Here is a 1,286-nt window from a genome sequence, read left to right on the forward strand (position 1 = left end):
ATACGAAGCATAGGCCGATGAATTCGCCCAAACTAGCCGTCAAACGCTAGACTGATAATCAATTTTTATTTGCGAATCGGGGCATGCGATGAACGAGCTTCGGGCCATTTCCATCTTCGTACGCGCGGCAGCGCTGGGGAATTTGCGTCGCGCCGCGATCGATCAGGGCATCTCGCCGCAAGCAGCCAGCCACGCGGTGATGCAACTCGAAAAAACGCTTGGCGTAAGGCTTTTTCATCGCACTACGCGCAAGCTGAGTCTGACGGAAGAAGGGCAGCGTTTGCTGCTCGACGTGGGGCCTGCGCTTGCCATGTTGTCGTCGGCAATCAGCGACGTGCGGCTGGCGAAGGAAGAGATTGCCGGACCCTTGCGGATCAGCGCGCCCGCTGCGTTGGGACGCACCGTGTTGTGGCCGTCGATCCTCGAATTCGCCGCGCTTTATCCCGATGTACAACTCGACGTGCGCTTCAACGATCAGTTCACCGATCTAGTCGAAGAACGCGCGGACGTGGGCTTTCGCGGCGGTTCTGCGCCTGCGGGCGGCGCGATTGCGCGGCGTCTTTTGCCGATCCAACTCATCGTGTGCGCTGCGCCCGCTTATATCGAACGATACGGCGCGCCGCGTACGGTCGATGAACTCGGTGAGCATCGCTGCACGGGGTATCGTCGGGCGAATACGGGCAAGCTCGCGCCGTGGGAATTTATGGTCGGCGATGAGATCGTGTACCGCGAGTTGCCCGCCGCCTTGTGCGCGAACGATATCGATGCCGAAGCGGAAGCCGTGCTTTCGGGTCTCGCCATCGGTCAGCTCGGCAGTTTTTCTGCGGTCGTGCCCATACGCGAAGGGCGGCTCGTGCCCTTGTTCGGGAAGCATCTGACGCAGCGTGAATCGAGCTATGTGTACTACCGGCATCGCACGGAACAGCCGTTGCGCGTGCGCGTGTTTATCGACTTTATGATCGGCAAGCTCGCGAATAACGAACGCTTCTATCTGACGAATGCGGAAATCAAGGCATTTTCGAGCGTCAAGAAAGCACGTTAGCGCGAATCTTCAAGGCTTAACAAACCGCAATGTCATCCGATCCGACTCGCCAATTGCCGCGTATCGCGCGCGATCCGTATCGCCGCCCTTGTACGTGGGCGGCAACGACCACACGCCGTTCGGATAGTCCTTTGTATCCTTAGGATTCCCGTTGATCTCGCTGCTTGCCACGAGCACGAACCCGGCAGCCTTGGCATGTGAGATCACGAATTCTTCGGTCACGTATCCCGAGTCGATCATTTGC

1 protein-coding gene and 1 pseudogene are annotated in these 1,286 nt (G+C 58.6%); one reads left to right on the plus strand and one right to left on the minus strand.

The features are described from left to right. Positions 1-88: 88 nt before the first annotated feature. Positions 89-1,042 (plus strand): LysR family transcriptional regulator, encoded by a 954-nt coding sequence (locus P7F28_RS07320; RefSeq protein ID WP_277183854.1) that lies wholly within the window; start codon positions 89-91, stop codon positions 1,040-1,042. Positions 1,043-1,051: 9 nt separating this feature from the next. Here P7F28_RS07320 and P7F28_RS07325 read toward each other — a convergent pair. Further along, positions 1,052-1,286, minus strand: a pseudogene (locus P7F28_RS07325) (methyltransferase); the annotation flags it as partial.

Source organism: Caballeronia sp. BR00000012568055 (assembly GCF_029439455.1).
Lineage (GTDB): Bacteria > Pseudomonadota > Gammaproteobacteria > Burkholderiales > Burkholderiaceae > Caballeronia.